The sequence below is a fragment of the Tatumella citrea genome (genome assembly GCF_002163585.1).
GTDB classification, from domain to species: Bacteria; Pseudomonadota; Gammaproteobacteria; order Enterobacterales; family Enterobacteriaceae; genus Tatumella; species Tatumella citrea.
Window position 1 is genome coordinate 220,048 of record NZ_CP015579.1, and the last position, 25,837, is coordinate 245,884.

At 50.8% G+C, this 25,837-nt stretch carries 19 protein-coding genes and 2 tRNA genes; 16 read left to right on the forward strand and 5 right to left on the reverse strand.

Features of this window, described 5'->3' with window-relative positions; genetic code table 11:
* Positions 1 to 41: 41 nt before the first annotated feature.
* From A7K98_RS01205 to fes, 3 genes are read right to left on the reverse strand one after another with little or no spacing between them, the layout of a single operon-like run.
* Positions 42 to 3,965 carry an enterobactin synthase subunit F gene (locus A7K98_RS01205; RefSeq protein WP_087486916.1) on the reverse strand — a complete coding sequence of 1,308 codons (3,924 nt, stop codon included), beginning with the start codon at positions 3,963 to 3,965 and terminating at the stop codon, positions 42 to 44.
* The gene (locus A7K98_RS01210) at positions 3,958 to 4,179 is read right to left on the reverse strand and encodes an MbtH family protein (RefSeq protein ID WP_087486917.1); all 222 of its coding nucleotides are present in this window, start codon (positions 4,177 to 4,179) and stop codon (positions 3,958 to 3,960) included. The genes A7K98_RS01205 and A7K98_RS01210 overlap by 8 nt, the downstream gene beginning before the upstream one ends.
* Position 4,180: 1 nt before the next feature.
* Positions 4,181 to 5,422, reverse strand: coding sequence for an enterochelin esterase (fes, locus tag A7K98_RS01215; protein WP_087486918.1), 1,242 nt, complete (start codon positions 5,420 to 5,422; stop codon positions 4,181 to 4,183).
* Positions 5,423 to 5,686: 264 nt separating this feature from the next.
* On the opposite strand from fes, the gene A7K98_RS01220 reads away from it, so the two are divergent.
* Complete coding sequence (locus A7K98_RS01220; RefSeq protein WP_087486919.1) at positions 5,687 to 8,011, forward strand: TonB-dependent siderophore receptor; 2,325 nt, start codon at positions 5,687 to 5,689, stop codon at positions 8,009 to 8,011.
* A gap of 62 nt (positions 8,012 to 8,073) precedes the next feature.
* Here A7K98_RS01220 and dacB read toward each other — a convergent pair whose 3' ends face one another.
* Positions 8,074 to 9,510: a serine-type D-Ala-D-Ala carboxypeptidase gene (gene dacB, locus A7K98_RS01225; protein WP_087486920.1), complete on the reverse strand. Its 1,437-nt coding sequence runs from the start codon at positions 9,508 to 9,510 to the stop codon at positions 8,074 to 8,076.
* Positions 9,511 to 9,754: 244 nt separating this feature from the next.
* Here dacB and greA point away from each other — a divergent pair, with 244 nt between their 5' ends.
* On the forward strand, positions 9,755 to 10,231 hold the full coding sequence (greA, locus tag A7K98_RS01230; protein ID WP_087486921.1) for a transcription elongation factor GreA: 477 nt from the start codon (positions 9,755 to 9,757) through the stop codon (positions 10,229 to 10,231).
* 220 nt (positions 10,232 to 10,451) lie between these two features.
* On the opposite strand, the gene yhbY is transcribed toward greA, so the two are convergent.
* Positions 10,452 to 10,745 (reverse strand): ribosome assembly RNA-binding protein YhbY, encoded by a 294-nt coding sequence (yhbY, locus tag A7K98_RS01235; protein ID WP_087486922.1) that lies wholly within the window; start codon positions 10,743 to 10,745, stop codon positions 10,452 to 10,454.
* Between the two features lie 125 nt (positions 10,746 to 10,870).
* Between yhbY and rlmE the strand changes: the two genes are divergently transcribed.
* The 14 genes from rlmE to pnp all read left to right on the forward strand — a co-directional run bounded on the left by rlmE (position 10,871) and on the right by pnp (position 25,750).
* A complete protein-coding gene (gene rlmE / locus A7K98_RS01240) occupies positions 10,871 to 11,500 on the forward strand; it encodes a 23S rRNA (uridine(2552)-2'-O)-methyltransferase RlmE (protein WP_087486923.1) in 630 nt (209 codons plus the stop codon).
* 55 nt (positions 11,501 to 11,555) lie between these two features.
* Positions 11,556 to 13,499, forward strand: a complete 1,944-nt coding sequence (gene ftsH / locus A7K98_RS01245) for an ATP-dependent zinc metalloprotease FtsH (RefSeq protein ID WP_087486924.1) — start codon at positions 11,556 to 11,558, stop codon at positions 13,497 to 13,499.
* 78 nt (positions 13,500 to 13,577) lie between these two features.
* Positions 13,578 to 14,411, forward strand: a complete 834-nt coding sequence (gene folP, locus A7K98_RS01250; protein ID WP_087486925.1) for a dihydropteroate synthase — start codon at positions 13,578 to 13,580, stop codon at positions 14,409 to 14,411.
* Between the two features lie 4 nt (positions 14,412 to 14,415).
* Entirely contained in the window at positions 14,416 to 15,750 is a 1,335-nt protein-coding gene (gene glmM, locus A7K98_RS01255) for a phosphoglucosamine mutase (RefSeq protein ID WP_087486926.1), read from the forward strand.
* Positions 15,751 to 16,008: 258 nt separating this feature from the next.
* Positions 16,009 to 16,344 carry a preprotein translocase subunit SecG gene (gene secG / locus A7K98_RS01260; protein ID WP_087486927.1) on the forward strand — a complete coding sequence of 112 codons (336 nt, stop codon included), beginning with the start codon at positions 16,009 to 16,011 and terminating at the stop codon, positions 16,342 to 16,344.
* Positions 16,345 to 16,392: 48 nt separating this feature from the next.
* Positions 16,393 to 16,479: transfer RNA gene (locus A7K98_RS01265), tRNA-Leu, on the forward strand.
* 57 nt (positions 16,480 to 16,536) lie between these two features.
* Positions 16,537 to 16,613, forward strand: a tRNA-Met gene (locus tag A7K98_RS01270).
* Between the two features lie 203 nt (positions 16,614 to 16,816).
* Complete coding sequence (gene rimP, locus A7K98_RS01275; RefSeq protein ID WP_157665808.1) at positions 16,817 to 17,269, forward strand: ribosome maturation factor RimP; 453 nt, start codon at positions 16,817 to 16,819, stop codon at positions 17,267 to 17,269.
* A gap of 24 nt (positions 17,270 to 17,293) precedes the next feature.
* Entirely contained in the window at positions 17,294 to 18,799 is a 1,506-nt protein-coding gene (nusA, locus tag A7K98_RS01280) for a transcription termination factor NusA (protein ID WP_087486928.1), read from the forward strand.
* Between the two features lie 18 nt (positions 18,800 to 18,817).
* Complete coding sequence (gene infB, locus A7K98_RS01285; RefSeq protein WP_087486929.1) at positions 18,818 to 21,514, forward strand: translation initiation factor IF-2; 2,697 nt, start codon at positions 18,818 to 18,820, stop codon at positions 21,512 to 21,514.
* A gap of 66 nt (positions 21,515 to 21,580) precedes the next feature.
* Complete coding sequence (gene rbfA, locus A7K98_RS01290; RefSeq protein ID WP_087486930.1) at positions 21,581 to 21,985, forward strand: 30S ribosome-binding factor RbfA; 405 nt, start codon at positions 21,581 to 21,583, stop codon at positions 21,983 to 21,985.
* Positions 21,985 to 22,926, forward strand: a complete 942-nt coding sequence (gene truB / locus A7K98_RS01295) for a tRNA pseudouridine(55) synthase TruB (RefSeq protein WP_087486931.1) — start codon at positions 21,985 to 21,987, stop codon at positions 22,924 to 22,926. The genes rbfA and truB overlap by 1 nt, the downstream gene beginning before the upstream one ends.
* 105 nt (positions 22,927 to 23,031) lie before the next feature.
* Entirely contained in the window at positions 23,032 to 23,301 is a 270-nt protein-coding gene (rpsO, locus tag A7K98_RS01300) for a 30S ribosomal protein S15 (protein WP_038016938.1), read from the forward strand.
* Between the two features lie 316 nt (positions 23,302 to 23,617).
* Positions 23,618 to 25,750 carry a polyribonucleotide nucleotidyltransferase gene (gene pnp / locus A7K98_RS01305; RefSeq protein WP_087486932.1) on the forward strand — a complete coding sequence of 711 codons (2,133 nt, stop codon included), beginning with the start codon at positions 23,618 to 23,620 and terminating at the stop codon, positions 25,748 to 25,750.
* Positions 25,751 to 25,837 lie beyond the last annotated feature (87 nt).

The window sequence follows — 25,837 nt, forward strand, 5'->3', positions numbered from 1 at the left end:
TGCCCTCAGCCGGAAGCATTGCTGCTTCCGGCAATGCAGGGTTATTTCAGCAGACTTTCCAGCCGAACGTTGATTTCCGGACCTATCATCGCGAAAACCGCCTCGGAAAATATTTCTGAATGGGCGCAGTTAACAGGGACGACTTCCAGCTGGTGGATATAAGGTGCCCAGCATTGCTGTGCATCAATTCCCTGTTGGCGGGTTTTTTCGGCCAGGAACATGGTCGCCTTCCCCCCGAACCTGGCACTGACTGCAGTGGTAAGTAATCTGACCGCGCTGGCATAGTTGGCACTAATCACCTCAAACATCCCGGCCATATCTTCACCGGCCATTTTCCGCTGGCTCTGCATAAATTGCTCACGCTCGCGGTCAACTTCAGCCAGTACTTCAGGATCCAGTACATTTTTGCCCTGACGCTCATCCCAGTTCTGAGTTTCCGGTGGCCAGGTATCCAGCAACCCAAGGAAAGCGACCTGTTCCTCGGCAGCTTCCAGCCGGGCTGCCACGCCCTGAGCGAGTGTCCCGCCCAAAGAATAGCCGATCAGGTAATACGGTCCATGAGGTTGCTGCTGGCGAATCAGTTGCAAATGCGCATCACAGACATCATCGATATGCTGGCTGTGTTGCAGAATACCGTCTGCGGTTGGCGACTGGATGCCGGTGACCGACCAGTGGGCCGCCAGATAGCGGCGCAGAACACTGAACTGCCAGGCAAATCCGGATGCCGGATGGAAGCAGAATAGCCGCGGACCATTGCTTTCCCGTAATGGCAGAAGCGGAGAATGTCCGGCTTCATCAGCCTTATCCTGTTGTGGTGCTGTCAGTAACTGAGCCAGCTTTTCGACGCTCGGCGCGACCATAATCTGCCCAACGGTGATGTGCTGATGTAATTTTTTACGTAACCGTGCCGCCAGGCGCATTGCCAGTAGTGAGTGCCCGCCAAGAGCGAAAAAGTCATCTGTAGCAAACAGCGTCTCGCAACCAAGAATAGCGGCAAATTCCCCGGCCAGATCACTTTCCAGCCCGATAGCTGGCTCCCGTTGTGGTTTATCGGTACGCAGGGCCGGCAATGGTAACGCTTTGCGATCCAGTTTTCCGTTATTGCTCAGGGGGAAAGCATCAACCTGCATAATCGCGACAGGCACCATATGCGCTGGCAAGTGTGCTGCCAACTGAGATCGCAGTTGCTCTGTGTCTACCGGCTGATCGCTTATTACATAAGAAATTAGCTGGCGGGCATCTTCCCAACGCTGGTCATTACTCTGGTTTTCCTGCAGAACCCTCGCCAGTGTCACCGCCTGCTGTATGCCAGGAAGTTCAAGCAGAACATGATCAATTTCAGTTAACTCAATACGCTGCCCACGAATTTTCAGCTGATCATCATTCCGGCCCAGATACTCAATCGCGCCGTTGGCCAGTCGTCTTACCACGTCGCCGGTACGGTACATCCGTTCACCTTCGGCTCCGGGCAGAGCAACAAACCGTGAGGCGGTCAGGCCAGGACGACCCAGATAGCCTTGTGCCAGCTGAATACCACTCAGCCATAACTCCCCGGCAATACCTTGCGGTACGGGTTGTAATTGTTGATCGAGAATATGCAATCCGGTGTTCCATACCGGGAAGCCGATTGGCACGCTGCTGCCGGTGACTGCTGCCAGCTCAGGGCCAAAAGCCGGATACCAGCTGACATCGACGGCAGCCTCGGTCGGGCCATATAAATTGTGCAGTTCAGTTCCGCATAACTGCTGCCACTGGCGGGCGAGAGCAGCAGGCAGAGCTTCGCCGCTACAGAATACCCGACGCAACTCGCGGGCAGCCAGCGATGCACTTTCCAGGTGTAACGATGAGATAAAAGCAGACAACATCGAAGGCACAAAGTGGAGCGTGGTGACATGATAATCGAGGATCAGCCTGAGTAATGCCTCCGGATCGCGGTGTGCTTCCGGGGGGGCCATCATTAGCCGGGCCCCGGTGATCAGCGGCCAGAAAAACTCCCATACCGAGACATCAAAACTGGCCGGGGTCTTTTGCAATACCACATCAGAATCATTGAGCGGATAGTGATTCTGCATCCATAACAGTCGGTTGACGATAGCCTGATGACCAACCAGTACCCCTTTAGGCCGGCCGGTGGAACCTGATGTATAAATCAGATAAGCGCCGTCACCCGGAAGCGGTCCCGGACCGGACAATGGCCCGCAAAGCGCTGGTAACAAAGTATCATAATGGTACTGAGCAACTTTGCTGACAGCACCGAAACGGGAGGCCAGTTCAGGTCCGGTAATCAGCAGTTTCGGAGCGGCATCTTCCAGCATCATCTGCAGGCGGTCGTCGGGATAACCGGTATCCAGAGGCAGCCAGATGGCCCCAAGCCGCACAATGGCCTGTAATGCCAGCGACAAAAATACTGAGCGCGGCAAAGCGACAGCCACAATATCTCCGCGACTAACCCCGGCCTGCTGCAGTTGCTGCGCCAGTGCCAGTGTCTGCTGGTGCATTTCATGATAAGTCATTTGCTGGTGCACATCGGCCAGAGCAATCGTCTGAGGCGTGGACAGAGCCTGTTGTTCCAGCAGAGCGGATAAAGTGGTTGCCGGAACAGGGTGCTCAGCCTGACCTATATCAGCAAGCTGTTGTTGTTCTTTAGCATTCAGAATGGTCGCTTCGGAACATTTCAGGCTGGCCGACTGACCAAACTGTTCTGCAAGTAGTGGCAGACGGTTCAGATGTTCCTGAAGCAGGCTGGCATCATAACGCCCGGCATTGGCCAGTATTTCAATGGTTAAATCACCAGACTCACCAGGGTAAATAGCAATTTCCATATCACGGACCGGGCCGGAAGCGAGATGGCGGGTTTCTGCTGGCAGTCCGTTAAAACTGAGCTGGTAATCAAACATTTTAACGTTGATAACCGGACCATAAAGCGGATCACTGTCGCCGTGTCGCCCAGCATCCCGCATTACCTGTTCAGAGTCAAAACGCTGGTGGCGGCGGTTTTTCTTCACTTCTTTACCCAGCCGGGCGGCCAGTTGAGTCAGTGTCAGATCGGGCTGATAGTCAATCGCCATTGGTAATACATTGATGACCGGACCAGTAGCGCACAGGGCTGCTGAGCCAAGTCTGCGCATAAAGATAAAACCACTGCTGAAGGCTTGCTGACCGGTCAACCGTGCCAGCCAGACCGCAACCAGTGCAATAGCGCCATCGGTCAGAGTCAGTTGTTCGGCCGACAGTTGGTGACTAAGTGGTTGCAGATCGGTAGCTGCCAGATTCAGATGCAGGCGGATAAGCTTAGTCGAAGGGGTCTGCCCACCCAGTGGCTGTTCAGAAAGGCTCACCGGCGCAGGTAATGTTTTAACCTTCTCCTGCCAGTAACCTGCATCCCGTTGCCAGCCGGCAGACTGCTGATAATCCAGGTATTCAGTGACTACCTCACTGAACGGAGTGAAAGGAGAAGGCCCGACATCACTCTGCTGGCACAGGGCTGTGTAGATATCAGCAATACGTTTAGTCAGGGCTGTGAAGCTAAAACCGTCGATAGCGATATGATGATAACGCTGGTACCAAAGCCAGTGATTATCTGCGATCTGTAGAATCAGATTGCGATACATTGGCTTACCCGGTGCCAGTCGCAGATCACTGTGCAAGTCTTGTTGCATCAGCTGTTCTGCACTATCACGTGGATGTGCGTCTGCACGAAGATCGCGATACTCCGCGGCAATGACCGGCACCTGGCCTGGACACTGCATCGCTTCACCCTCAATTTCTTCAAATACCATATGCAGAGTATCGGCCTCAGCCAGACCACGGCTGATCGCAGCCGTAAGATGGTTCAGCGAGATCGCGCCCCGCAATTCTGTCACATGGGCAACCGCGTAGGCATTGGTATAAGGCGATAGCTGATCTGCAAGCCAGATCCCGGGTTGTGCTGCGACCAGTGGCAGCCAGCGTGTTTGTTCAGACATAACGACTTCCGGTACTCAGGTGTTCTGTAGGACGGATATCCGTCCAGTGGGTTTCCAGCCATAACAGGCATTGTTCCTGTGAGCAGGGTCCATAGACTGGCTGCCAGCCAGCAGGGACAGCCACAGACTCCGGCCACAGGCTGAATTGCCCCGCATGATTCTTCAGCACACTGGCAGAGGCTTCCGGCTGATCAAAAAGATGAAGAGTGTTCATATCAGATTCCTTCCCCGGCTGGCTCAGAATGATTATTAAGAATGGCCTGTAATCCATTGAGCAGCCCGCCACGCCAGCACAGCGCATCATGACCTCCCTCAATAAATTTCAGCGTGACAGGGATTTCCTGCTGGCGCAGTACGTCGTGCATAGTACTGTTAGCCTGGCAAATGACCTGCTCACGTTTACCCGCTTCCAGATAAATCCGGCGTGGTGCGACGGGGAACGCATGTTGTTCCAGTTGCTCAGTCAGCCATCCGGTAGGCTGTCCGCGGCCCGGCCACCAGAAGGATCCTGAAAGACTGACGGCCATACCAAAGGTTTCCGGCCTGTGTAATGTGGCGTATACCGCAGACAATCCCCCAAAACTTTGGCCGGCAACCAGGGTTCTGTCAGCTGCAGGATGCCAGCCGGTCCATCTGGTGATCTCCGGTAGGAGTTCCTGTTCTACGGCTTGCCAGAAATCCGGGTTACAGGTCAGTTCACGGGTACGGTGCTGACGATCGATGATATCGACCATCACGTAAATGGCGGGTGGCAATAATTGCCGATCGGTCAGTGACTGCAGGGGGGAGGCGATCGGCATTGCCCCGGCCCAGAATTGTCCGTCCAGTAGCAATACTAACGGCCGCAAAGGATTACCCGGTTCACCCGTCTGATAGATCCGAATGTTGCGTTGATTTCTGAGCAGAGCGCTGTCCCACAGATACTGTTCCAGTGAAAGTTGCACTCCCTGATGATGATCCAGCGGCTGCCATTCGGGCTGAGGCGGAGCATCTGGCATATGTAACGGAGAGACTGACATTCCCCGGCCACCTGACCAGTGGCGAAGCGGATTCAGCGGGTCATATCCGGCAAGTGTGAATTTCTCCCGCCACCATTCCCGCCGCTGAAAGATATCGGCAGTGTCGCCAGGCTGTTCAGAGGTGGTATCCGGAATCAGACAGTAGCTGCCACGCCAGCAGGAAGGCAGAGTCGTTTGCCAGTACCAGACATCCGTGCCAGCAACGCGTTGCAGCGAGCGCGGGGGGGTTTTCTGGTGGTGGTCAGTGATGCCGGTGATATTAATCCAGACATGGCGATAATCAGAGGTCTCTTCATCACCCTGTGGGTCTCGCCACAGAAAAGTGACTTCACATTCGCCCTCTGCAGGGGGCGAAATACGTGGAAGCCCTTGCTGTTGCTGTTGTTGCCACCAGGATTCACTCCCGGGGTGCTCGGTAAACCAGTCAGGGATAGCCATTCGCGGGATATATTCAGATCGCTAAAAAAATAGAGTAATTAATAATAATATTGATAATTATTTCTGTTTGCAATAAGGTGTTGCGGCGTCTGTCTTTGCTGTTACAAAAGCTGCCCACATCTCTGCCGTCCGCCGGTATTTCTTAAATGCAAAAGCAGCTGTCCGCAAAGTCGTGGCTGAATATTTCATGAAAAACGTGGCTAAATAATCGGATCTTCTCCAGCCAGCCTGGTCTGCGCATGGTGAAAGACCAGGATCATTCGAATGAAAAAATTATCTCTGCTTTCAACTGCGATTTGCCTTGAACTCGGGGCATCAGCATTACTCTTTTCATACCCTGTGCTGGCGGCGGATACCGCGACTAATGACGGCACACCGGCCAGCCAACAGCAGGCGACAAAAAAAACGGCAGTCAGCAAAACTGATACTGACAGTGGCACGATTGTGGTCACGGCAAGGCAGCAAAACTTACAGGCTCCGGGAGTTTCGACGATTACTGCAGACGAAATTCGCAAACACCCGCCAGCCCGCGATGTCTCTGAAATTATCCGTACCATGCCAGGTGTGAACCTGACCGGAAACTCCACCAGTGGTCAGCGCGGCAATAACCGGCAGATAGATATTCGTGGCATGGGGCCGGAAAACACCCTGATTCTGATCGATGGCAAACCGGTTTCCAGCCGTAACTCGGTCCGTTTTGGCTGGCGTGGAGAACGTGATACCCGCGGTGATACCAACTGGGTTCCGCCGGAAATGATCGAACGTATTGAAGTTATCCGTGGCCCTGCGGCCGCTCGTTACGGCAATGGTGCGATGGGTGGGGTGGTTAATATCATCACCAAACAGGCGACTAACCAGTGGCACGGATCGTGGAATACCTATCTGAATGCACCTCAGCATAAATCTGAAGGGTCTACCAAACGTACTAACTTCAGCCTGATGGGGCCGGTTTCTGACAGCCTGACACTCAGTATCTGGGGCAATCTGTCTAAAACCCAGGCCGATGCTTATGACATTAACAAAGATCATTCAGCCGAACGCACAGGTTCATATGCTGGCAGTTACCCGGCTGGGCGTGAAGGGGTTATTGATAAAGACTTACATGGAAAACTGAACTGGGAATTTGCTCATAACCAACATCTGGAATTTGAAGCAGGCACCAGTCGTCAGGGCAACCTGTATTCCGGTGATACCCAGAACACCAATACCTCAGCCTATGTAAAATCGATGTACGGTAAAGAGACTAACCGTATTTATCGCCAGAACTATGCACTGACCTGGACCGGGGTCTGGGATAACGGGATCAGCACCAATACCTATGCTCAGTATGAAAGAACCCGTAACTCAAGGATCACCGAAGGACTGGCTGGTGGGACAGAGGGTATTTTTAATACTGATGCCGGATTCTCTGATATCGATCTGAGTGATGTACTGCTGCACAGTGAAGTCAGTATTCCGTTCAATCTGCTGGTGAACCAGAACCTGACGTTGGGCACCGAATGGAATCAGCAGAAGATGAAAGACGGAGTATCGACCAGCCAGTCACTGACCGGTACTAATACCGGTGGTGCGATTGACGGAACCAGCACCGGAACACGTGATCCATATTCCAGCGCCCAAATCTTCTCGCTGTTTGCTGAAGATAATATGGATATTACCGACAGTACCGTACTGACCCCGGCACTCCGTTTCGATCACCATTCAATCACCGGAACTAACTGGAGTCCGTCACTGAATCTGTCGCAGAGTCTGACTGATAAAATTACCCTGAAAATGGGGATTGCCCGGGCGTATAAAGCACCGAACCTCTATCAGACAGACCCTAACTATATTCTGTACAGTAAAGGTCAGGGATGCTATGGCTCGTCAGCGACCGGTTGTTATCTGATGGGTAACGATAATCTGAAAGCAGAAACCAGTATTAACAAAGAAATTGGTCTGGAATATAAGGATGATTCAGGCCTGCAGGCCGGGGTGACCTGGTTCCGTAACGACTACCGTAACAAGATTGAAGCCGGTTACAGCCCGTTAAGTACCAACAGCTCCGGTACTCGTATTTATCAGTGGGAAAATGTTCCTAAAGCTGTAGTGGAAGGTCTGGAAGGTACGCTAAATATTCCGGTCACCGATACCATCAGCTGGAATAACAATATGACCTGGATGTTGCAGAGTAAGAACAAAACGACCGGTGATCGCTTATCGATTATTCCGCAGTTTACTCTGAATTCCGGGGTTAGCTGGCAGGCCCGTGAAGATCTGTCATTAGAAACTACCTTTACCTGGTATGGCCGTCAAAAACCAAAACGTCTCGACTATCAGGGGAATGTGGTCAGTTACCCGGATACTCGTGAAGTTAGCCCGTACAGCATTATTGGTGCCAGTGCGACCTGGGATGCGACTAAAAATGTCAGCATCACTGCCGGGATAGATAACCTGTTTGATAAGCGTCATTTCCGTGAAGGCAATTCGCAGTCAACAGGTACGATTAACTCGACAACAGGTGTAAGCAGTTACCTGTACGGTGCCGGTGCCAATACTTATAACGAATCAGGACGGACTTTCTATATGAGTCTGAATACCCATTTCTGATAAGTTAACCGAAGCATAAAAAAGCCGCCCTCAGAAATGAGGGCGGCTTTTTACTTGTCGAATCAGTACTGCTGGTAAAGATCGCGATACAGACGACTTTCAAAGCGCACCAGCGGAGCACGGCGGGTACGCTGATCCTGAGGAGGCACAGCATATCCGGAGAGGTACTGAACAAAAGCAATTTTACTGCCGTTGGCGGTAGTCAGGAAACCTGCCAGGTTATAGACCCCTTGCAAAGAACCAGTTTTCGCCGACAACTTGCCATCCACTCCGGCTTCATGTAAACCGCCGCGATACTGCAGGGTTCCGTCATGTCCGGACAGTGGCAACATACTGATAAAGTCCAGAGTGCTGTCATTTTTACCAATGTACTGCAATGCCTGCATCATAGTAGTCGGTGCGACCAGATCGTGGCGGGACAGCCCCGAACCATCCATCTGTACCGTGTTCCCCAAATCAATCCCTGCTTTCTCTTTCAGTATTCGCCTCACCGCATCAGAACCTGCACGGTAGGTACCCGGGACATTAAAGAAGTGATGACCAATGGTACGGAAAATGGTATCGGCGTACATGTTATCTGATACTTTCAGCATGTGGTGCAACAGGTCATGTAATGGCGCTGAATCATGACTGGCAAGCACTGTACCCGGCGGGGTAGGCTGGGTTTGCCGCAACAGATGACCACTGTAGTCGATATCGGCCTGTCGCAGTTCATCACGCAGAATTTCACCGGCCCAGGCGGCACCATCCTGTACTGCAAAAGCTAAAGGAAGAGGATCGGCACGTTTACGCAGACAGCCGGTGAGGGTATAGCGGTTTAATTCGCCAGGTACCACATCCAGCTCACAGTACTGGCCTTCACCGGAATCAGGGGCGATGGTTTTCACTTCACTGAACATATGGGCCGGATAGTAGGAAGCGATACGAATATAGGCATCCTGTCCCGGAGTATCTGCGCTGTAAAGGGCAACAGAAAAACAGTTCTTATCGATAATTGCGGCACCCGGTGGGGCGCTAAAACACTGAGTCAGATCGTTCCAGGGCCAACCTGGCGCAGCGTCATGGCTGGCAAATACTGAAGTATCAATGACCAGGTTGCCCTGAATATGAGTGATACCCTGTTTTTTCAGACTGCTGACCATAGCCCGCAAATCCTGGCGGGTGAATGACGGGTCACCGTCAAAGCGTGCCACCAGATCACCCTGTAATGTACCGTTACTGATTTTACCTTTTGTTTCAAACGTGGTCTGAAACCTGAAATCTTTACCCAGTTCCAGAAGCGCGGCCAGTGACGTGAAAATTTTCATGGTACTGGCAGGCAACGACATACGCTGGCCGTTATAGTCCACTAAAGGTTCCTGCGAGCCGACTTTTTGTGCCAGGAACCCCAGACTGGTCCCGCTTGGCAAATATTGTGTATATTGCTCTACAGGGATAGCGGCCTGAGCCTGCAGAGTAAAAGCGAGAGTCAATCCTGATATAAGTCGTAAAAATCGCATAATCTCGGGCTAAGTGACGGAGGAAGCCGCAATACTACGTCCCCTTATGGGGCAAAGTAAACGATGACCCATAGGGAACTCCGGGGTAAAATACGTATCAAAATGAAAAACTGATGCTTGCCTGTGGTTAAACATACCCCGGGCAGGCTTGTTTTATTCTGAAATTAATGCGTTACAGGGCGCTATTCTCTGTAGTCATCAGTCAGGATGACACTTCTACACATAAGATAATGAGGAGTTTAAGATGAGTCAGGTTCCTATGACGCTGCGTGGTGCTGAAAAACTGCGTACAGAACTTGAAGAGCTGAAAACTGTGAAGCGTCCCCGCATCATCGCCTCTATCGCGGAAGCGCGTGAGCACGGCGATCTGAAAGAAAACGCGGAGTATCATGCTGCCCGTGAAGAGCAGGGATTTTGTGAAGGGCGTATTCAGGAAATTGAAGCAAAATTATCCAACGCTCAGATCATCGATATCACTAAAATGCCGGCCACAGGGCGGGTTATTTTTGGATCAACCGTCACAGTTTATAACACCGGAACCGATGAAGAATCGACTTACCGGATTGTGGGTGACGATGAGGCTGATTTTAAGCAAAATCTGATTTCTGTAAATTCTCCGATGGCTCGTGGATTAATTTCCAAGCAGCAGGATGATGTTGCGCTGATTAAGACCCCGGGCGGTGATGTGGAATATGAGATTCTGCGAGTGGAATACCTGTAATCTCTTGCTAAGCTTAAGTAACAGATTGTCACTTTCGCGGTTAAGTGACTCAGCGGATAGGTAAAAATGTGCGGTAACTCTGCATTGATTTACTTAGCGTGGTAACATAAGTTGCCTGAATGAAATGTAAAGAATGGAAAAGGCCGCAGGTGCGGCCTTTTAACCCACAGCGCAGCTGTGGCAATTTCTTCGGGCGCCGTTACCGGTACGGCAGAGAAATTCAGCGAGGCAGAGAAATTTTATTCTCTTTTGAGCGGCGATACAGCACCAGGATTTTGCCAATAACCTGAACTTCTGCGGCCTTGGTTTCACGAACAATAGCATTTACAATCAAAGCCTTAGTTTCGCGGTCTTCGCCGGCAATCTTCACTTTGATCAGTTCGTGATGTTCCAGCGCGCTCTCGATTTCAGCCAGTACACCCTCTGTCAGGCCATTGTTGCCTAACATGACAACTGGCTTCAGAGGATGGGCCAGGCCTTTCAGGTGCTGTTTTTGTTTGGTACTCAGATTCATCGTATTATTTACTTACTCAGGGATTGAAAACGGTTCATTCTACCGCCATCTCTGGTATATCGCCAAATCAACACGACTTATACGTGATGATTTCTCGCGACAAGCACGAATTAGTTGGAATAATTATGACCGGTAAAAAGCGTTCGGCCAGTTCCAGCCGCTGGCTTCAGGAACACTTTAGCGATAAGTATGTGCTGCAGGCACAAAAAAAAGGATTGCGCTCACGCGCCTGGTTCAAACTGGATGAAATTCAGCAAGGTGACAAATTATTCAAACCAGGCATGACGGTTGTTGACCTTGGTGCGGCTCCGGGTGGCTGGTCGCAATATGTGGTTCAACAAATCGGTTCCAAAGGGCGTATTATTGCTTGCGACCTGCTGCCGATGGACCCTATTGTAGGGGTAGACTTCCTGCAGGGTGATTTTCGCGACCAGGCGGTTTTAGCAGCATTGCTGGAACGTGTAGGTGATGAGAAAGTTCAGGTCGTCATGTCTGATATGGCACCGAATATGAGTGGTACTCCGGCAGTGGATATTCCACGTTCGATGTATCTGATAGAACTGGCGTTGGATATGTGTCGGGATATTCTGGCGCCGGGTGGTAGTTTTGTAGTGAAAGTGTTTCAGGGAGATGGCTTCGATGAATACCTGCGGGAAATTCGCTCCCTGTTTACGAAAGTGAAAATTCGGAAGCCTGACGCTTCACGTTCACGTTCACGTGAAGTGTACATTGTAGCGACTGGGCGCAAACTATAGTACCCTACGCTGTCTGTTAACATCGTTGTAATATGAGGTTAATCCCTTGAGTGACATGGCGAAAAACCTGATTCTCTGGCTAGTCATCGCGGTAGTACTGATGTCGGTGTTCCAGAGCTTTGGGCCCAGCGAGTCGAATGGCCGGAGGGTTGATTACTCAACTTTCCTGTCGGAAGTGAACCAGGATCAGGTCCGCGAGGCACGTATTAACGGGCGTGAAATTAACGTTATCAAAAAAGACAGTGGAAAATATACGACCTATATTCCTGTCAACGATCCCAAGTTGCTCGATAATCTGCTGACTAAAAATGTAAAAGTCGTTGGTGAGCCGCCTGAAGAGCCAAGTCTGCTGACTTCTATCTTCATCTCCTGGTTCCCGATGCTGTTACTGATAGGCGTGTGGATCTTCTTTATGCGCCAGATGCAAGGCGGCGGCGGCAAAGGCGCGATGTCTTTCGGTAAGAGCAAAGCGCGTATGCTCACCGAAGACCAGATTAAGACCACTTTTGCTGATGTTGCCGGGTGTGATGAAGCGAAAGAGGAAGTCGGTGAGCTGGTAGAATACCTGCGTGAACCGAGCCGCTTCCAGAAACTGGGTGGTAAAATTCCTAAGGGCGTGCTGATGGTAGGCCCTCCGGGTACCGGTAAAACATTACTGGCGAAAGCGATTGCCGGTGAAGCCAAGGTCCCGTTCTTTACCATTTCCGGTTCTGACTTTGTTGAAATGTTTGTCGGTGTCGGTGCATCCCGTGTTCGTGACATGTTCGAACAGGCGAAGAAAGCTGCTCCATGTATTATCTTCATCGATGAAATCGATGCCGTGGGTCGCCAACGTGGTGCAGGCCTGGGTGGCGGACATGATGAACGTGAACAAACACTGAACCAGATGCTGGTTGAGATGGATGGGTTCGAAGGCAACGAAGGTATTATCGTCATTGCTGCAACTAACCGTCCGGATGTTCTTGACCCTGCATTGCTGCGTCCTGGTCGTTTTGACCGTCAGGTAGTGGTTGGTTTGCCGGATGTTCGCGGCCGTGAACAGATTCTTAAAGTGCATATGCGTCGCGTACCGTTAGCGACAGATATTGATGCAGCGATTATCGCCCGCGGTACTCCTGGTTTCTCAGGGGCTGATCTGGCTAACCTGGTCAATGAAGCAGCATTGTTTGCAGCCCGTGGTAACAAACGTGTTGTGTCGATGGTTGAGTTCGAGAAAGCCAAAGACAAAATCATGATGGGTGCTGAACGTCGCTCAATGGTGATGACGGAAGCTCAGAAAGAGTCGACGGCATACCATGAAGCAGGACATGCCATTATTGGTCGTCTGGTTCCTGAACATGACCCGGTGCATAAAGTGACCATTATTCCTCGTGGTCGTGCATTAGGCGTAACCTTCTTCCTGCCGGAAGGAGATGCTATCAGTGCCAGTCGCCAGAAACTCGAAAGTCAGATCTCTACGCTGTATGGTGGTCGTCTGGCAGAAGAGATTATCTATGGTGTCGAAAAGGTTTCTACCGGGGCATCTAACGATATTAAAGTGGCCACCAATCTGGCACGTAACATGGTTACGCAATGGGGCTTCTCAGAAAAACTGGGACCATTACTGTATGCTGAGGAAGATGGTGAAGTGTTCCTCGGTCGTTCAGTTGCCAAAGCGAAACATATGTCTGATGAGACTGCTCGTATTATCGACCAGGAAGTTAAACACCTGATTGACAGTAACTATCAACGTGCTCGTGTCATTCTTAATGAAAACATGGATATTCTGCATTCCATGAAAGACGCATTAATGAAGTACGAGACTATCGATGCACCGCAGATTGATGATCTGATGGCCCGCCGTGAAGTACGTCCGCCGGCTGGCTGGGAAGAACCTAAGAACAATGGTTCTTCTTCAGACAACAACAGTGGTACTCCGGCTCCTCAGGCTCCGCGTCCGGTTGATGAACCGCGCACTGAGAACCCTGGTAACACCATGTCTGAATCATTCGATAAATAAGATGTTTTTGCGTTAAAATACAACCCCGGCTGGTCCGGGGTTTTTTTTTGCTAATTTTTGTTGCCAGGAGACCATCTGATGAAGTTGTACGCCAGGGATTCTGAACTTGACCTGTCATTTCCCCATGTGATGGGAATTCTGAATATTACCCCTGATTCATTTTCGGATGGTGGCAGCCATGCGACATTAACCGATGCTATTACTCATACCAATGAAATGGTTAATGCCGGTGCAACTATTATTGATGTCGGAGGCGAATCGACCCGTCCCGGAGCCGCCGATGTCAGTGTGGAAGAAGAGCTGGAGCGGGTGATCCCGGTGGTGACCGAAATTGCCCGGCGGTTTGAGGTCTGGATTTCGGTAGATACATCCCGGCCAGAAGTGATCCGCGAGTCTGCGCGTGCAGGTGCCCATCTGATTAACGATATCCGGGCTTTGCAGGTACCAGGGGCCTTGTCGGCAGCTGCTGACACCGGATTACCCGTTTGTATTATGCATATGCAGGGGCAGCCAAAAACAATGCAACAGGCGCCTGACTATGATGATGTCGTGGCTGAAGTGGACAGCTTTTTCACCGAGCAGATTGAACGCTGCCTTGCCGGAGGCATAAAAAAACAGAACCTGATACTCGACCCGGGCTATGGTTTTGGTAAAACAGTGACACATAATTACCAGTTGCTGGCAAACCTGAGTCATTTTCATCATTTCGGATTGCCTCTGTTGGCCGGAATGTCCAGAAAATCGATGATTGGCCAGCTGTTAAATGTCGGGCCGTCACAACGACTGAGTGGTAGCCTGGCTTGTGCTGTGATTGCTGCGATGCAGGGAGCGCAAATTCTCCGTGTGCATGATGTTAAAGAAACCGTTGAAGCAATGCGGGTTGCAGAAGCCACATTAAGAGCGAAAGGATAACAGTATGAGTGAGCGTAAATATTTCGGCACCGATGGAATTCGTGGCAAAGTTGGGGAAGCGCCTATTACGCCAGATTTTGTCCTGAAACTGGGCTGGGCCGCCGGGAAAGTGTTGGCGCGGCATGGCTCGAAAAAAATTATTATCGGCAAAGATACGCGTATTTCCGGCTATATGCTGGAGTCTGCGCTGGAAGCCGGCCTGGCTGCTGCGGGTTTATCAGCGGCATTTACCGGTCCAATGCCAACACCGGCTATTGCCTATCTTACCCGGACTTTCCGGGCTGAAGCCGGGATTGTCATTTCTGCTTCGCATAATCCTTTTGATGATAACGGCATCAAATTTTTCTCTACCGAAGGTAAGAAGTTGCCGGATGAGGTGGAAGCTGCGATTGAGCTGGAAATGGAAAAGACCATTACCTGCGTTCCTTCAGCAGAACTCGGACGTGCCAGCAGGATTGTTGATGCCGCCGGCCGTTATATTGAATTCTGTAAAGGGACCTTTCCAAGCGAACTCAATCTTAATGGCATGAAAATCGTCGTTGATTGTGCCAATGGCGCGACTTACCACATTGCCCCCAACGTGCTGCGTGAACTCGGCGCTGAAGTGATTACTATCGCGGCTCAGCCTGACGGGATGAACATTAATAAAGAGTGTGGTGCTACCGACCTGCGGCTGTTACAAAAGCGCGTGCTGGACGAACAGGCCCATCTTGGCATTGCCTATGATGGTGATGGCGACCGCATTATGATGGTTGACCACCAAGGTAATCAGGTCGACGGAGACCTGATTCTGTATATCGTGGCTCGTGAAAAGCTTCGCCAGGGAAAATTACGTGGCGGCGTTGTCGGCACATTAATGAGTAATATGGGCCTGGAACTGGCACTAAAACAGCTGGGTATTCCGTTTGCCAGAGCAAAAGTGGGTGACCGCTATGTTCTGGAAAAACTGCAGGAAAAAGGCTGGCAGCTGGGCGCTGAGAATTCAGGTCATGTCATCCTGCTGGATAAAACCACCACCGGTGATGGAATTGTGGCCGGTCTGCAGGTGCTGACAGCGATGGTACGCAACCATATGAGCCTGCACGATCTGTGCAGTGGTATGAAATTGCTGCCTCAGATACTGGTGAATGTAAGTTTCAGCGGTGAGGCAGATCCGTTGCTGGCTGAATCAGTGATCCAGGCTTCTGAAGCTGTAGAGAAAGAGCTGGCGGGCCGTGGCAGAGTATTGTTGCGTAAATCAGGTACCGAGCCATTGATCCGTGTGATGGTTGAAGGTGAGGATCGTCAGCAGGTGACTTTGCTGGCTAACCGGATTGCCGATGCGGTAAAAGCCGTATAATTAAAGCCATACGCAGCCGGGGCGCAGAAAACTCTCACCGTGTTCCGGCTCAAAGAATGGTGCTTTTGGTAAAGTGAAGGTGATAATTGCGGTAGACTGCTGTTTTTATCACCAAACGAAAGCGGCGCATTAAATTGCTCTTGCAGAGCGTGTCGCCATTGGTTAGTATTCAGACCCGCTTCTGGTGGGTGTAAATATACCCATTGGCGCCAGGTGAAGTTTTAACTGTACGGTAGCGTGCAAGGAAACAGGTTAATTATGTACGAAGCTCTTTTAGTTATTTTCCTTCTGGTAGCAGTCAGCCTGGTAGCTATGGTGATGCTGCAGCAAGGTAAAGGCGCTGATATGGGTGCATCCTTTGGTGCTGGTGCGTCAGGAACATTGTTTGGTTCTACCGGGTCAGGTAACTTTATGACTCGCATGACCGGCATTCTGGCTGCGCTGTTCTTTATCATTAGTCTGCTGCTTGGCAACCTGAACACAAATAAAACTGCCAAAGGAAGTGAGTGGGATAATCTGAGTGCCCCTGTGAAGTCTGAACAGACTCAACAGCCAGCCAAACCGGCAGCACCAGGTAGTGATATCCCGCAGTAAGCAGTAATCCTACTTTCGACGAATGATTTGCCCGTCGTCTTAAGCAGTACCGAGGTGGTGGAATTGGTAGACACGCTACCTTGAGGTGGTAGTGCCCATTAGGGCTTACGGGTTCAAGTCCCGTCCTCGGTACCAATTCAGTTAGACTTGCATTTTTTGCATGTTCGGCGTAAAATTCGCCACGATTTCGGACGCGGGGTGGAGCAGCCTGGTAGCTCGTCGGGCTCATAACCCGAAGGTCGTCGGTTCAAATCCGGCCCCCGCAACCACTTTCCCTTAGAGTTGTTTTTCAAAATACCAACAGGTCTCCGCATTCACCTGGTTTTGAAAAAAATTCTTTTGGTATGTGCTTTGTCGCAGAACGACAGACACAGGGTCCAGTGATAAAAAGCCCCGAATTTTCGGGGTTTTTTATTATCAGGTAATAGTTATTTTGGGCTTTAGGCCCTTTTTTTATGTCTTGGGGGTGGGCTTGTCCACATTAGAGCAAAAATTAACAGAATTAGTCACCGCTCCGGTAGAAGCGCTTGGCTACGAACTGGTCGGCATTGAGTTTGTTCGCGGCCGGGTCTCGACGCTGCGCATCTATATCGACAGTGAGGATGGTATCAACGTTGATGATTGCGCTGATGTCAGCCGCCAGGTCAGCGCTGTAATGGACGTCGAAGATCCAATTACGGTAGCGTATAACCTTGAAGTTTCATCACCTGGTCTGGAAAGACCGTTGTTTAACGCAGCACACTATCAGCGTTTTACCGGCGATGAGGTAAGTCTGGTGTTGCGGATTGCGGTACAAAACCGCCGTAAGTGGCAAGGCATCATTAAAGCCGTAGAAGGCGAAATGGTGACCGTGACCGTCGAGGGTAATGATGAAGTGTTCGCGCTGAGTAATATTCAGAAAGCGAATCTGGTCCCCCATTTTTAAACGTCCGGATTGAGGCTAACCAGGATGAACAAAGAAATCTTAGCTGTTGTAGAAGCCGTTTCTAACGAGAAATCCCTGCCGCGCGAAAAAATTTTTGAGGCGCTGGAAAGTGCGCTTGCAACGGCAACCAAGAAAAAATACGAACAGGAAATTGATGTTCGTGTTTGTATTGATCGTAAAAGTGGTGACTTTGATACCTTCCGTCGTTGGCTGGTTGTTGAAGAAGTGACGCTGCCGACCCGCGAAATTACGCTGGAAGCTGCTCAGTTCGAAGACGAAAGCCTCACTCCTGGCGATTATGTTGAAGACCAGATTGAATCTGTAGTTTTTGACCGTATTACGACCCAGACGGCGAAACAGGTTATCGTACAAAAGGTACGTGAAGCCGAACGTGCTCAGGTTGTTGACCAGTTCCGCGAGCAGGAAGGTGAGATCATCACCGGTGTGGTTAAAAAAGTTAACCGTGACAACATCTCTCTGGAAGTACGCCCGACAGATGGTTCTGCTACCAGTGCTGAAGCCGTCATCATTCGTGAAGATATGCTGCCACGCGAAAACTTCCGTCCGGGTGACCGTATCCGTGGGATTCTGTACGCAGTTCGTCCGGAAGCCCGTGGTGCTCAACTGTTCGTCAGCCGCTCTAAGCCGGAAATGCTCAAAGAGCTGTTTCGTATTGAAGTGCCGGAAATTGGCGAAGAAGTCATTGAGATTAAAGGCGCTGCCCGTGACCCGGGTTCACGTGCCAAGATCGCAGTAAAAACAAATGACAAACGTATCGACCCGGTAGGCGCATGTGTAGGTATGCGTGGGGCTCGTGTGCAGGCTGTTTCCAGTGAACTGGGCGGTGAGCGTATCGATATCGTGCTGTGGGATGATAATCCGGCACAGTTTGTTATTAATGCCATGGCTCCTGCTGATGTCGCCTCCATTGTGGTGGATGAAGACAATCACACCATGGATATCGCTGTTGAAGCCGGTAATCTGGCTCAGGCGATCGGCCGTAACGGCCAGAACGTGCGTTTAGCCTCTCAGCTGAGTGGCTGGGAACTGAACGTGATGACGGTTGATGACCTGCAGGCGAAGCACCAGGCAGAAGCTCATGCAGCCATCGATATGTTCACGAAATACCTCGATATTGACGAGGACTTCGCCACTGCACTGGTTGAAGAAGGATTCTCTACCCTTGAAGAACTGGCTTATGTGCCGGTAAATGAGCTGCTGGAAATAGACGGGCTCGACGAAGATATGGTAGAGGCCCTGCGTGAGCGAGCTAAAAATGCGTTGACCACCCTGGCGTTGGCTAAAGAAGAGAGTCTGGGTAACCAGAAACCTGCGGAAGATTTACTCGCGCTGCAGGGAATGGATAAAGATCTGGCCTATCGTCTTGCGGCAAAAGGCGTCTGTACTCTGGAAGATTTAGCTGAACAGGGTATTGACGACCTGACAGATATTGAAGAGCTTTCTGCTGAGAAAGCCGGCGAGCTGATTATGGCCGCACGTAATATCTGCTGGTTCGGCGGTGACGCGTAACAAACAGGAAGGAACAGCATGACTGATGTAACTGTAAAATCGCTGGCTGCAGAAATTGAAACTCCTGTGGATCGTCTGGTACAGCAACTGGCTGACGCAGGGATCTCCAAGTCTGAAAATGACTCTGTGACTGAACAGGAAAAACAAAGTTTACTGTCATACCTGAATCGTGAGCATGGAAATGCCGATTCAGGTAAACTCACTTTGCAACGCAAGACACGCAGCACCTTGAATATTCCTGGCACCGGGGGTAAAAGTAAATCGGTGCAAATTGAAGTCCGCAAAAAGCGTACCTATGTGAAAGATGATGCCGAAGCTGAACGCCAGGCAGAAGCAGAAGCGCAGGCACAGCGTGAAGCGGAAGAGACGGCACGCCGTGAGGCAGAAGAAAAAGCCAAACGTGCTGCTGAAGAAAAAGCGAAACGTGAAGCCGAAGATAAAGCTAAGCGTGAGGCAGAAGAAAAAGCCAAACGTGTAGCTGCGGAAACAAATACAGTGACCAACCAACAAAAGAACGATATGACCCAGGCAGCGCCATCAGAAAAAGCTCGTCGCGAAGCGGAAGCCGCTGAACTCAAGCGTAAAACCGAAGAAGAAGCGCGCCGTAAGCTGGAAGCTGATGCAAAACGCATTGCTGAAGAGGCCCGTAAGCTGGCAGAAGAGAAAGGTGACGAGTGGCAGAAGCCAGTCGAAGCTGAAGATGCTTCTGACTATCACGTGACTACCTCTACCCATGCCCGTCAGGCTGAAGATGAGAACGATCGCCAGGTAGAAGGCGGCCGTGGCCGTGGCCGTACCGCCACCAAAAGCCCGCGTGCTAAGAAAAGTAATAAACATTCCGAAGCGAAAACTGACCGTGAAGAAGCACGTGCAGCTGTTCGTGGCGGAAAAGGTGGCAAACACCGCAAAGGCAGTGCTCTGCAGCAGGGCTTCAACAAGCCGGCTCAGGTGGTTAACCGTGATGTAGTTATCGGTGAAACTGTGACAGTTGCAGAACTGGCAAACAAAATGGCCGTTAAAGGTTCTCAGGTCATCAAAGCCATGATGAAACTGGGCGCTATGGCAACAATCAACCAGGTTATCGATCAGGAAACTGCTCAACTGGTTGCCGAAGAAATGGGTCATAAAGTCATCCTGCGTCGTGAGAACGAGCTGGAAGAAGCCGTAATGAGTGACCGTGATACCGGCGGAAATACTGAAGCTGAATCCCGTGCACCAGTCGTGACTATTATGGGCCACGTTGACCATGGTAAAACTTCTCTGCTGGATTACATTCGTTCAGCGAAAATCGCTTCCGGCGAAGCTGGCGGGATTACTCAGCATATCGGTGCTTACCACGTTGAAACTGAAAACGGGATGATCACCTTCCTGGATACCCCGGGCCACGCCGCGTTTACCGCTATGCGTGCTCGTGGTGCTCAGGCGACAGATATCGTAATCCTGGTGGTTGCAGCAGATGATGGCGTGATGCCACAAACCGTTGAAGCAATTCAGCATGCGAAAGCAGCGAATGTTCCGGTTGTTGTTGCCGTCAACAAAATTGATAAGCCTGATGCAGATCCGGACCGCGTGAAAAACGAACTGACTCAGTACGGAATCATTCCGGAAGAGTGGGGCGGCGAAAACATGTTCGTTAACGTTTCTGCGAAAGCAGGTACCGGCGTTGATGATCTGCTGCAGGCTATTCTGCTGCAGGCTGAAGTTCTGGAACTGACCGCAGTTCGCAGCGGTATGGCCAGCGGTGTTGTTATCGAATCCTTCCTGGATAAAGGTCGTGGTCCGGTTGCGACCGTACTGGTTCGTTCCGGTACTCTGAACAAAGGCGATATCGTTCTGTGTGGCTTTGAGTACGGACGTGTTCGTGCGATGCGTAACGAACTGGGTCAGGACGTTCTGGAAGCGGGTCCTTCTATTCCGGTCGAAATCCTCGGTCTGTCAGGTGTTCCTGCCGCGGGTGACGAAGCGACTGTGGTACGTGATGAGAAGAAAGCCCGTGAAGTTGCTCTGTATCGTCAGGGTAAATTCCGTGAAGTTAAACTGGCTCGTCAGCAGAAATCTAAACTGGAAAACATGTTTGCGAACATGACCGACGGTGATGTTTCTGAACTGAATATCGTACTGAAAGCTGACGTACAGGGCTCGGTTGAAGCGATTGCCGACTCCTTACTGAAACTGTCTACCGATGAAGTGAAAGTGAAAATTATCGGTTCAGGCGTCGGTGGAATTACTGAAACTGATGCTACGCTGGCCGCTGCTTCTAACGCCATCGTGCTGGGCTTTAACGTTCGTGCTGATGCTTCAGCTCGTCGGATTATTGAATCTGAGAGTCTGGATCTGCGTTACTACTCCGTCATCTATAACCTGATTGACGAAGTTAAAGCAGCAATGAGCGGTATGCTGGCACCGGAATACAAACAGCAGATTATCGGTCTGGCTGAAGTTCGTGATGTGTTTAAATCACCTAAGTTTGGTGCCATCGCCGGTTGTATGGTTACCGAAGGTGTGGTTAAACGTCATAACCCAATCCGTGTTCTGCGTGATAACGTGGTTATCTATGAAGGTGAGCTGGAATCCCTGCGTCGCTTCAAAGATGACGTTAACGAAGTCCGTAACGGCATGGAATGTGGTATCGGTGTGAAGAACTACAATGATGTTCGCGCCGGCGATTCCATCGAAGTGTTTGAAGTTATTGAGATCAAACGTACTATCGATTAATCGTTACCGGGTTAAGACGATTTGGGAGGCCGCTGGCCTCCCGAATTATTTGAAAGGAGCCAAAATATGGCCAAAGAATTCGGCCGTTCCCAGCGTGTCGCTCAGGAACTGCAAAAAGAAATTGCTCTGATTATTCAGCGTGAAATCAAAGACCCGCGTGTCGGGTTAATGGTGACGGTATCCAGCGTGGAAGTCTCACGTGATCTCGCCTATGCAAAAGTATTCGTCACATTTCTGAATGATAAAGATGAAGATGCGGTGAAAGGTGGAGTGAAAGCCTTACAGGACGCCTCCGGTTTTATCCGTACTCTACTGGGGAAAGCGATGCGTCTGCGTATTGTGCCAGAACTGACATTCTTCTATGACAACTCACTGGTTGAAGGGATGCGTATGTCAAACCTGGTGACCAGTGTTGTTAAACAGGATAATGAACGTCGCGGTGATACCCCTGAAGAGCACGGGGAGGAGTAATGGGACGTCCCCGTCGCCGTGGCCGTGATATCCACGGCGTATTGTTGCTGGATAAACCTACCGGGATATCCTCCAACGATCTGCTGCAAAAAGTAAAACGTATTTATAACGCTAACAGAGCCGGACATACCGGAGCGCTGGATCCGCTGGCGACCGGCATGTTGCCTGTCTGCCTCGGTGAAGCGACCAAATTTTCCCGCTATCTGCTCGACTCTGATAAGCGTTACCGCGTGATTGCCCGCCTGGGCCAACGTACTGACACCTCCGATGCCGATGGCAATGTGGTGCAGGAAAGACCGGTTGTTTTTACTCCTGATATGTTGCAACAGGCACTGGAAAGCTTTCGTGGAGAGACCTTACAGGTGCCTTCGATGTTTTCCGCACTGAAACACCAGGGCCGTCCGTTGTATGAATATGCGCGTCAGGGGATCACCATTGAGCGCGAGCCACGGCCAATAACGGTTTATGAATTACTGTTTATCCGGCATGAAGGCGATGAGCTGGAACTGGAGATTCACTGTTCTAAAGGGACCTATATCCGGACCATTATTGATGATCTGGGTGAAAAGCTGGGCTGTGGGGCACATGTCACCATGCTGCGCCGTGTACAGGTCGCGGGCTATCCGACAGACCGAATGGTTACACTGGAGCAGTTACAGGCACTTGCGGAGCCGGATGAGCAGGGCGGATATCCGGCGGAGCGTCTGGATGCTTTACTGATGCCGATGGACAGCCCGGCCGAAGCTTATCCGCTGGTAAATTTACCAGAGTCGGTGAGCCACTGGTTTAAACTCGGACAGCCAGTACAGATTGCCGGCGCACCGGCCAATGGCCTGGTACGGGTCAGCGAAGGTGAAAATGGCAAATTTATTGGCATGGCCGAGATTGATGATCAGGGGCGTGTTGCACCTCGCCGGCTGGTCGTTGAATATTTCGACTGAGCTAATTGCACTCATGCCTGCCGCAGAGTAGAATGGCGCGGCTTTAAAGTGGGAAGCTGAATTAGAGATCGGCAACCTGAAATCAAACATATACTGGAGTTTATTATGTCTCTAAGCGTAGAAGCTAAAGCAGAGATCGTTGCTAAATACGGTCGTGGTACCAATGACAGTGGTTCAACTGAAGTTCAGGTTGCTCTGCTGACTGCACAGATTAACCACCTGCAGGGTCACTTTTCTGAGCACAAAAAAGACCACCACAGCCGTCGCGGTTTGCTGCGCATGGTTTCCCAGCGTCGTAAACTGCTGGATTACCTGAAGCGTAAAGATGTAGCACGTTACACCAGCCTGATCGAAAATCTGGGTCTGCGTCGCTAAGTCTGACGAATTTTTTCGAGGGTTTACACTGTGCTTTGTTGCCGGTGAACATCCGAAGAAAGAATTTGAGCGAGTTTCGCGAAAAGGGGGCCTTTATGGCCCCTTTTTTCGGGCGACTGGCAGTATTTCTGTTAAAACTCATGTATTGTTACCGTGAGTGATCTTTATACGCACGATTCGCGCGGCTAATGAGAAATCTTACCCGGCTACCATAGGGCAAGTTTTGTCATTAGTCGCGAGGATGCTAAGAGATCGAAACCCATATTACAGAGAGCCTGAGAAAAGGCATCTGCATTAAAATTAAAGGATCTAAACTTTGCTGAATCCGATTGTACGTAAATTTCAGTATGGTCAGCATACCGTAACACTTGAAACCGGTATGATGGCCCGTCAGGCGACTGCCGCAGTCATGGCAAGCATTGATGACACCTGCGTGTTTGTTACCGTAGTGGGTCAGAAAAAAGCGAAACCAGGTCAGGACTTCTTTCCGTTAACGGTTAACTATCAGGAGCGTACTTACGCTGCCGGCCGTATTCCGGGAAGCTTCTTCCGTCGTGAAGGTCGTCCAAGTGAAGGCGAAACGCTGATTGCCCGTCTGATTGACCGTCCGGTTCGCCCGCTGTTCCCTGAAGGCTTCGTCAACGAAGTTCAGGTTATCGCTACCGTGGTTTCTGTGAACCCACAGGTTAACCCTGATATCGTCGCGATGATTGGTGCTTCTGCAGCACTGTCTCTGTCTGGTATTCCGTTCAACGGACCAATTGGTGCAGCCCGTGTGGGTTACATTAATGATCAGTATGTTCTGAACCCGACCACCGAAGAGATGGCTAAAACCCGTCTGGACCTGGTTGTTGCCGGTACCGAAAATGCGGTACTGATGGTTGAATCTGAAGCCGATATCCTGAGCGAAGAGCAAATGCTGGGTGCTGTGGTCTTTGGTCACGACCAGCAGCAGGTGGTTATCGAAAACATTAAGGCGCTGGTCGCCGAAGCGGGTAAACCTCGCTGGGACTGGCAGCCTGAAGCCGCTAACGAAGCACTGAATTCACGTATTTCTGCTTTAGCAGAAGCACGCCTGAGCGATGCTTACCGCATCACTGAGAAGCAGGAACGTTATGAGCAGGTTAACCTGATCAAGAGCGAAACCACTGCAGCTCTGTTAGCCGAAGACGAAACTCTAGATGAAGGCGAAATCAGCGATCTGCTGCATGCTATCGAGAAAAACGTTGTTCGCGTGCGTATCCTGAATGGTGAGCCGCGTATCGATGGTCGTGAAAAAGACATGGTTCGTGGTCTGGATGTTCGTACCGGTGTTCTGCCTCGTACCCACGGTTCTGCACTGTTTACCCGTGGTGAAACTCAGGCGCTGGTTACTGCTACTCTGGGTACTACCCGTGATGCGCAGAACCTGGATGAGCTGATGGGTGAAAGAACTGATAGCTTCCTGTTCCACTACAACTTCCCTCCATACTCTGTGGGTGAAACAGGGATGGTTGGCTCACCAAAACGTCGTGAAATCGGCCATGGCCGTTTAGCGAAACGTGGTGTGCTGGCAGTGATGCCGAAAGCTGATGCTTTCCCATATACCGTACGTGTAGTTTCTGAAATTACCGAATCTAACGGTTCATCATCTATGGCTTCTGTGTGTGGTGCCTCTCTGGCGCTGATGGATGCCGGTGTGCCGATTAAAGCCGCTGTTGCTGGTATTGCAATGGGTCTGGTGAAAGACGGTGAGCGCTTTGTTGTTCTGTCCGATATTCTGGGTGACGAAGATCACCTGGGTGATATGGACTTTAAAGTTGCTGGTAGCCGTGAAGGTGTTACTGCACTGCAGATGGACATCAAAATCGAAGGTATCACTCGCGAGATCATGCAGGTTGCTCTGAACCAGGCGAAAGGTGCGCGTTTGCATATCCTGGGAACTATGGAACAGGCGATCAGCACTCCGCGTGTTGAAATCTCTGAATTTGCTCCGCGTATTCATACTATTCGTATCAACCCGGACAAAATCAAAGATGTCATCGGTAAAGGTGGTTCTGTCATCCGTGCGCTGACCGAAGAAACCGGTACTACCATTGAAATCGAAGATGATGGTACTGTAAAAATTGCTGCAACTGATGGTAATAAAGCGAAAGAAGCTATCCGTCGGATTGAAGAAATTACTGCGGAAATCGAAGTTGGCCGTGTCTACAACGGTAAAATTACCCGTATTGTTGATTTCGGTGCTTTCGTAGCGATTGGCGGGGGCAAAGAAGGTCTGGTACATATTTCTCAGATCGCTGACAAGCGTGTAGAAAAAGTTACAGATTATCTGCAAATGGGTCAGGAAGTTCCGGTCAAAGTACTGGAAGTCGATCGTCAGGGTCGTGTACGCCTGAGCATTAAAGAAGCGGTCGAAAAACCGCAGGCAGAAGAAACGACTGCGGCTAATCCGGCTGACGCGGGTTAATCGTTCGATGATTATCCGGGTCTCCGCCATGTGCGGAGATCCGGATTTATGTTATCGCGAGGGCAGGATTCCTTTGCACGGCAGGCG

Excerpts from the sequence above, each read along its gene's own strand:
- A7K98_RS01220 (WP_087486919.1), top strand. The coding sequence starts at position 5,687 with ATGAAAAAATTATCTCTGCTTTCAACTGCGATTTGCCTTGAACTCGGG.
- rpsO (WP_038016938.1), top strand. The coding sequence starts at position 23,032 with ATGTCTCTAAGCGTAGAAGCTAAAGCAGAGATCGTTGCTAAATACGGT.
- rlmE (WP_087486923.1), top strand. The coding sequence starts at position 10,871 with ATGACCGGTAAAAAGCGTTCGGCCAGTTCCAGCCGCTGGCTTCAGGAA.
- infB (WP_087486929.1), top strand. The coding sequence starts at position 18,818 with ATGACTGATGTAACTGTAAAATCGCTGGCTGCAGAAATTGAAACTCCT.
- truB (WP_087486931.1), top strand. The coding sequence starts at position 21,985 with ATGGGACGTCCCCGTCGCCGTGGCCGTGATATCCACGGCGTATTGTTG.
- secG (WP_087486927.1), top strand. The coding sequence starts at position 16,009 with ATGTACGAAGCTCTTTTAGTTATTTTCCTTCTGGTAGCAGTCAGCCTG.
- A7K98_RS01205 (WP_087486916.1), bottom strand. The coding sequence starts at position 3,965 with ATGTCTGAACAAACACGCTGGCTGCCACTGGTCGCAGCACAACCCGGG.
- dacB (WP_087486920.1), bottom strand. The coding sequence starts at position 9,510 with ATGCGATTTTTACGACTTATATCAGGATTGACTCTCGCTTTTACTCTG.
- fes (WP_087486918.1), bottom strand. The coding sequence starts at position 5,422 with ATGGCTATCCCTGACTGGTTTACCGAGCACCCCGGGAGTGAATCCTGG.
- greA (WP_087486921.1), top strand. The coding sequence starts at position 9,755 with ATGAGTCAGGTTCCTATGACGCTGCGTGGTGCTGAAAAACTGCGTACA.
- ftsH (WP_087486924.1), top strand. The coding sequence starts at position 11,556 with ATGGCGAAAAACCTGATTCTCTGGCTAGTCATCGCGGTAGTACTGATG.
- A7K98_RS01210 (WP_087486917.1), bottom strand. The coding sequence starts at position 4,179 with ATGAACACTCTTCATCTTTTTGATCAGCCGGAAGCCTCTGCCAGTGTG.
- folP (WP_087486925.1), top strand. The coding sequence starts at position 13,578 with ATGAAGTTGTACGCCAGGGATTCTGAACTTGACCTGTCATTTCCCCAT.
- rbfA (WP_087486930.1), top strand. The coding sequence starts at position 21,581 with ATGGCCAAAGAATTCGGCCGTTCCCAGCGTGTCGCTCAGGAACTGCAA.
- nusA (WP_087486928.1), top strand. The coding sequence starts at position 17,294 with ATGAACAAAGAAATCTTAGCTGTTGTAGAAGCCGTTTCTAACGAGAAA.
- yhbY (WP_087486922.1), bottom strand. The coding sequence starts at position 10,745 with ATGAATCTGAGTACCAAACAAAAACAGCACCTGAAAGGCCTGGCCCAT.
- glmM (WP_087486926.1), top strand. The coding sequence starts at position 14,416 with ATGAGTGAGCGTAAATATTTCGGCACCGATGGAATTCGTGGCAAAGTT.